The organism is Nocardia carnea (assembly GCF_029868325.1).
In the GTDB taxonomy this organism is placed as follows: domain Bacteria; phylum Actinomycetota; class Actinomycetes; order Mycobacteriales; family Mycobacteriaceae; genus Nocardia; species Nocardia carnea_C.
In genome coordinates this window covers 1-7,583 of sequence record NZ_JARWNW010000095.1, presented here as the reverse complement: position 1 = coordinate 7,583, position 7,583 = coordinate 1, and the positions used below count along the sequence as shown (strand labels likewise).

1 protein-coding gene is annotated in these 7,583 nt (G+C 67.5%); it reads left to right on the top strand.

Going from position 1 to position 7,583, the window contains the following annotated elements:
- Nucleotides 1–524: 524 nt before the first annotated feature.
- Nucleotides 525–7,583, top strand: a 7,059-nt coding sequence (locus QH196_RS06020) for an amino acid adenylation domain-containing protein (RefSeq protein ID WP_432279444.1), incomplete at its 3' end; no start/stop codon positions are given.

Genomic DNA, 7,583 nt, shown 5'->3' with positions numbered 1-7,583 from the left:
CGGGTCCGCCCGAAGCTCAGATGCCCCGTGCACCCGGTGTGGTCCGGTCGGGTGCGCGGGGTGTGGTCCGGTCCGGTGCGCCGGTCGCGATGCCGTTCGCGGCGCCGGTGGTGATTCGCCCTGTGTGCCGGGTGTGATCCAGACCGCGCGCCCGGCGTCATCCGCGCCGTACGCGGTGTGATCCGCGCCGTACGCCCGGTGCGCTCGCAGGGTGGCTGTGGCCTGCGACGGTAACGGCGGGGCCACGTCGGACCATGTAATGATGGAAGACTGCGAGTGCCGCAGCGGTCGGTCATGCCCTCATGGCGGTACCGCCGCCGCGCCGGGCGGCGGATCCGCGGCCTCGGGGCGCACGGCGTGCAGCATGGAAACGGCAGGTGAGGTAGGTAGATGGGTTCTGTTGTCGGTGACCAGAGCAGCCATCTCCAGGAAGTGATGCGAGGATGACCCGAACGGCACGCACTAGGCCCACCCGCGCCCGGCGCCCCCGTTTCACCAGCCTGCCCCAGCTCATGGCCACGGCCGTGGAAACCAACCCCACCGGGATCGCCGTCCGCTATGCCGATGCCACCACCACCCTCGGGCAGCTCACCTACGCGGAGCTGGACGAACGTTCCAACCGGCTGGCCCGGCTGCTCATCGCGCGCGGGGTAGGCCCCGAGGATCTGGTCGCGATCGGTATCCCGCGTTCGATCGATTCGGTGGTCGCGGTGTGGGCGGTGGCGAAGACCGGCGCCGGTTACGTGCCGGTGGACGTGAACCACCCCACGGACCGCATCACCCATATGGTGACCGATTCCGGCGTCGTGTTCGGGCTGTCGGTGGCGGACTCGGTGGCCGGACTACCGCAGCAGGTGGAGTGGCTGGCGGTGGACAGCCCGGATACCGCCGCCGCGCTCGCACAGTATCCGGCCGAACCGGTGTCCTTCGACGAACGGCTGCGCCAGTTGCGCGCCGAGCATCCGGCCTATGTCATCTACACCTCCGGGTCGACCGGCCTCCCGAAGGGCGTCGTGGTCACCCAGGCGGGGCTGGCCGGGTTCTGTGCCGAAGAGTGCGAACGGTTCCTGGTGGATTCCACCGCCGGGCTGACCCATTTCGCCTCGCCGTCCTTCGATATCTCGGTCAACGAAATGTTGATCGCTCTCGGCGCCGCGGCCACCCTGGTGGTGGTCGCGCCCACCGTGTACGGCGGCGAAGAACTGGCCGCGCTGGTGCGGCGCGAACCGGTGACCCATCTCATGCTCACCCCGTCCGCGCTGTCGTCGATCGATCCGGCCGGCCTGGACGATGTGCGCGTGGTGATCGTCGGCGGCGAGGCGTGCCCGCCGGAGCTGGTCCGGCGATGGGCCGGAACGCTGGTGGACGGCCATCCGCGCAAATTCTTCAACGGGTACGGGCCTACCGAGACCACCATCCTGGTCAATATCAGCGAGCCTCTGAAACCGGGTGAACCGGTCGATATCGGCGCGCCGGTCCGCAACGCCACCGAGTACGTACTCGACGAACAGTTGCGGCCGCTGCCCACCGGGGTCACGGGCGAACTGTATGTCGCCGGTATCCAGTTGGCGCGCGGGTACCACAACCGCCCCGGGCTCACCGCCGAACGTTTCGTGGCCAACCCGTTCGACGGCGGCGGTACCCGGCTCTACCGCACCGGCGACCTGGTGCGCTGGCGGGCAGACGGCGCGATGGATTATCTGGGTCGCAACGATTTCCAGGTGAAGATCCGCGGTTTCCGCATCGAGCTGGGCGAAATCGATGCGGTGCTGGCCGGGCACGAATCGGTGAACTTCGCCGTCACCATCGGATACGAGCCGCCCAGCGGGGCCACCGTATTGGCCGCGTACGTGCATCCGGCCGACGGCGCCGTGGTCGATACCGGCGAGTTGATCGCCCTGGCCGAGAGCCGGCTGCCCGCGTACATGGTTCCGGCGAGTATCACCGTGCTGGACAAGATCCCGCTGACTCCTATCGGGAAGCTGGATCGCCGGGCCCTGCCCGAACCCGAGTTGCGCACCACCGAGTACCGCGAACCGGAGACCTGGCTGGAGAAGCAGGTCGCCGCCGTATTCACCGAACTGTTGCATCCCGCCGACCCGATCGGCGCCGACGACAACTTCTTCGACCTCGGCGGTAATTCGCTGATCGCGACCCAGGTGGTGGCCCGGCTGGGTGCCGTGGTGGATGCGCGGATCCCGGCCCGGATCATCTTCGAGGCCTCGACCGTGGCCCGCTTTGCGGAACGGCTCGCCGAGCTCAGCGGGGAGGGGAGCGAGCGCCGGGCGCTCACCGCCGGACCACGTCCGGAGCGGGTGCCGCTGTCGATGGCACAGCAGCGGATGTGGTTCCTGAACCGGTTCGACGAGCAATCCGCGGCCTACAGCATCCCGATCGCGGTACGGCTGTCGGGCGAGCTGAATGTGGCGGCCCTGCGCGCCGCGATCGGCGATCTGGTCGATCGGCACGAGGTGCTGCGGACTTATTACCCGGAAACCGAATCCGGTCCGGTCCAGGTGGTGCTCCCACCCGGCGGGCAGATCGTCGATGTGGAATCCCGGGTCGTGGCGCCGGATGCCGTCGAGCCCGCGCTGATCGAACTCCTGTCGCTGCCGTTCGATGTCACCTCCGAGGTGCCGTTGCGGGGTGTGCTGTTCGAAATCGACGGCGCAACAGACGAATACGTGCTCGCGGTGGTGGTGCACCATATCTCCGGCGACGGCGCCTCGACCGGGCCGCTGACCCGGGACCTGATGACCGCCTATGCTGCTCGTGCCGCGGGCGAGGCGCCCGGATGGGCACCGCTACCGGTGCAGTACGCCGATTTCAGTATCTGGCAGCGGGAACTCCTCGGTGACGAGAACGATCCGGAATCCTTGGCGCACAAGCAGATCGAATACTGGCGGGAATCGCTGGCCGGGCTGCCGGATCAGCTGGAGCTGCCGGCGGATCGGCCGCGCCCGGCGGTGCAGTCGTTCGCGGGCGGCCGGATCGAGGTGCATATCGGCGCCGAGACCCATGCGGCACTGCTGGATATCGCGCGCGGTGCCAACGCGACCGCGTTCATGGTGATCCATTCCGCGTTCGCCGTGCTGCTGTCGCGGCTGTCCGGCACCGACGATATCGCCGTCGGCACGCCGCTGGCGGGTCGCGGTGAGGAAGCGCTCGAGGATCTGATCGGCATGTTCGTGAACACCGTGGTGTTCCGGACACAGCTGGATCAGGGGGAGGCCTTCACCGATCTGCTCGTGCGTCAGCGCGAGATCGATGTTGCCGCGCTGGCCCACGCCGACGTCCCGTTCGAACGCCTGGTGGAGGTGCTGAACCCGGTCCGTTCGCAGGCGCGGCATCCGCTGTTCCAGGTGGGCCTGTCGTTCCAGAACCTGGCGCAGACCAGTCTGGAGCTGCCCGGGTTGGCGGTTTCGGGGGTGGAGTTCGACTCCGAACTGTCCCAGTTCGACCTGCATCTGATCATCGGCGACCGGTACGACGAGTCGGGTGCCCCGGTGGGGCTGGGCGGTGTTCTGACCTACGCCACGGCGCTGTTCGACCACGCGACCGCGCAGGATTTCGTGGACCGGTTCGCGCGATTGCTGGATGCCATCGTCGCCGCTCCGCGGACTCCGGTCGGCGAACTGGACCTGCTGGGCCCCGCTGAGCGCGCCGCCCTGGTGCAGCGGAATACGACTGCCCGGGAATTGGATTCGTCCGACACCCTGGCCTCGTTGCTGAACGCCACTGTCGCGGCTACTCCGGACGCGGTGGCGTTGGTGGCCACCGATGGTTCGCGGATGTCGTACGCCGAACTGGGCGCGCGGATCAACCGGCTGGCCCGGTATCTGATCGCGCAAGGAGTGGGCCCGCAGGACCGGGTGGTGCTGGGCCTGCGCCGCTCGGTGGATCTGGTCGCCGCGATGTACGCGGTGACGGCGGCCGGTGGCACCTACGTGCCGATCGATCCCGGCCAGGCGACCGAACGCACGAACTACATTCTCGAGTCCGCGGCACCGGTATGTGTGCTGACGAATGCCGAGAGCGGGTTGGGTGCAGGTGTCGTGGGGGCGCCTGTGGTGGATCTGGGAACCCTCGATCTCTCCGGTCATTCGGACGCTCCGGTCACCGACGCGGACCGGGTGGCGCCGTTGCGAGCGTCGAATACGGCCTATGTGATCTTCACGTCCGGCTCCACCGGGCGGCCCAAGGGCGTGCCGGTGCCGCATGCGGCGATCGTGAACCAGTTGCGGTACATCACTGCCGAATTCGGTCTGGATGCCTCGGACTCGATCCTGCTCAAGACGGCGGCGACGTTCGATGTGTCGGTGTGGGAGTTCTGGACCGCTGCCGTGTGTGGTGGCCGGATGGTGATCGCCTCGCCGGACGGTCATCAGGACCCGTCCTACCTCAACAGCCTGATGGCTCGTGAGAATGTGACGACATCGGCGGTGGTTCCGTCGATGCTGGATGCGCTGCTGACCGCCGATGTGGATATGTCTGCGTCGTTGCGGCGGGTGCTGGCCATCGGCGAAGCGCTGCCGGCCCCGACCGCCCAGCGGATGCTCGCCGACTACCCGCATATCGGGCTCTTCAACCTGTACGGTCCGACCGAGGCCGCGGTGTCGATCACCACGCACCGGGTGACCGAGGCCGATGAGATTTCCGTGCCGATCGGTGCGCCGCAGTGGAATTCCCGCGTATACGTGCTGGACGGCCGATTGCAGCCGGTCCCGGACCGGGTATCGGGCGAGTTGTATCTGAGCGGTATCCAGCTGGCGAGCGGGTACTTCGGCCGGCCGGATCTGAGCGCGGAGCGGTTCGTGGCCGATCCGTTCACTCCGGGTGAGCGGATGTATCGCACGGGTGACCTGGTCGCCTGGAATCGTGACGGTGGTCTGGAGTATCGGGGTCGTACCGATTTCCAGGTGAAGATTCGTGGCTTCCGGATCGAGCTGGGTGAGATCGAAGCCGCGCTGCTGGCCCTGCCGGAGGTCGCGCATGCGGCTGTGGTGGCGAAGTCGGATCCGCGGACCGGTGATCGGCTCGTCGGCTATCTCGTCCCGTCCGCCGGCGAAGACGATACTGCCGGTGGATCCGGCGCCGGCCTGGATTTCGCACGTATCCAGGACGCGCTGGGGCAGCGGTTGCCGTCGTATATGGTGCCGTCGGCGTTCGTGGAGCTCGACGCGCTGCCGTTGAATGTGAACGGCAAGCTGGACCGTAAAGCGTTGCCGGAGCCGGAGTTCGAGGCGCGGGAGTTCCGGGCGCCGTCGACTCCGATCGAGGAGATCGTGGCGCATACCTTCGCCGAGGTTCTGGGTGCCGATCGTGTCGGTGCCGATGACGATTTCTTCGCCCTCGGTGGTAATTCGCTGGTTGCGACGCAGGTTGCGGCGCGGTTGAGCAAGGCGCTGGATACGACTGTTCCGGTGCGGGCATTGTTCGAGGCCTCCACGGTGGCCGGTTTGGCGGTGCGGGTCGAGCAGCATGCCGGTTCGGGTGGCCGCGCGGCGTTGGTGCCGCAACAACGCCCGACGCGGCTCACCGAGTCGGGCGAGGTCCAGGAAGCCGCTCCGTTGTCGCTGGCGCAGCAGCGGATGTGGTTCCTCAACCGTTTCGATCAGCAGTCGGTGGCCTACAACATTCCGCTGGCGATCAGGTTGTCCGGTGAACTCGACGTGGACGCCCTGCGGGTGGCGGTCGCGGATCTGGTGGCGCGCCACGAGGTCCTGCGCACGGTGTATCCGGAAACCGAATCCGGTCCGGTGCAGGTCGTCCTGCCGGTGGGCCGGGCGGTACCGCAGCTCGAGGTGCGGACCGTGGCGGCCGGCGATATCGTGACCGCCGTCTCCGAACTGGCATCCTCCGGTTTCGATGTGACCACCGAGGTGCCGCTGCGGGTAACGCTTTTCGAGGTGACCTCGGACGACAATGCCACGGATGCGGCCGAATTCGTGCTCGCCATGGTGGTGCACCATATCGCCGCCGACGGTTCCTCGGTCGGCCCGCTGACCCGCGACCTGATGGCCGCGTACGTGGCCCGCACCGCCGGCGAAACTCCCGGATGGGCACCGCTACCGGTGCAGTACGCCGATTTCAGTATCTGGCAGCGCAATCTGCTGGGCGACGAATCCGATCCGGGGTCGCTGGCGGCGAAGCAGCTCGGGTACTGGGAGGCGGAGCTGGCCGGGATTCCGGAGCAGCTCGACCTCCCGTCCGATCGCCCGCGGCCCGCCGTGCAGTCCTATGTGGGCGGCCGGCTCGAGGTGCGGGTCGACGCCGAGACACACGCCGGACTGCTGGCCATCGGTCAGCAGCACAATGCCACGTTGTTCATGGTGGTGCATTCGGCGCTGGCGGTGCTGCTGTCGCGGCTGTCGGGCACCGACGACATCACCATCGGCACCCCGGTGGCCGGTCGCGGCGAACAGGTACTGGACGATCTGATCGGTATGTTCGTGAACACCCTGGTGTTCCGGACCCAGGTCGATCGCGGCGAAGCATTCACCGATCTGCTGGCGCGGCAGCGCGATATCGATATCGCCGCCTTCGCACACGCCGATGTGCCGTTCGAGCGTCTGGTGGAGGTGCTCAACCCCGTCCGCTCGCAGGCACGGCATCCGCTGTTCCAGGTCGGGCTGACCTTCCAGAACATGGCGCGGTCCGCCCTCGAACTGCCCGGTCTGACGGTCGCCGGTGTCGATATCGATACCGAGATCTCGCAGTTCGACCTGAATCTGATGGTCGGCGACAGCTACGACACCGCCGGAACCCCGGCGGGTATGGACGGCTACCTGACCTACGCCACGGATCTGTTCGACCGGGCGACGGCGCAGGAGTTGGTGGATCGGTTCACCCGATTGCTGGGGGAGATCGTCGCGAATGCGTCGGCACCGGTGGGTGATCTGGAGATCCTGGCGCCCGTCGAGCGCACCCGGGTGCTGGCGGAGTGGAATGCGACCGAGCATGCGCTGCCCGCGCAGCTGCTGCTGGACGGGTTCGAGCGGATGGCGGTGGCGCACCCGGATCGACCGGCGGTGTCGTTCGAGGGGACAAGTCTGTCCTACGGCGAGTTCTCGGCTCGGGTGAACCGTTTGGCGCGGTATCTGGTTGTGCAGGGTGTGGGTCCTGAGTCGCTGGTCGGGTTGTTGGCGTCGCGGTCGCTGGACTTGGTTGTGGGCATGTATGCGGTGGTCGCGGCTGGTGGTGCGTATGTGCCGTTGGATCCGTCGCATCCGGCTGAGCGGATCGGGTACATCCTCGATACCGCGGCACCGGTGTGCCTGCTGTCCACCACTACCGACGCGCAAGCTGTCGGCGTCGAGCCGGCAACCGGGAGTACCGATGGCGCGGGCCGTGATGGTTCAGTTGCCGGTGACAGTGTGGGTGCGCTGGCGGGTGTGCCGGTGCTGGCATTGGACACTCTCGATACCAGCGGTTTCGACGCCGCGCCGGTGACGGATGCGGATCGGCTTGCGCCGGTTCGGCCGTCGAACACTGCCTATGTCATCTTCACCTCGGGTTCGACGGGTCGGCCGAAGGGTGTGGCGGTGCCGCATTCGGCGATTGCGAATCAGGTCGCGTGGATG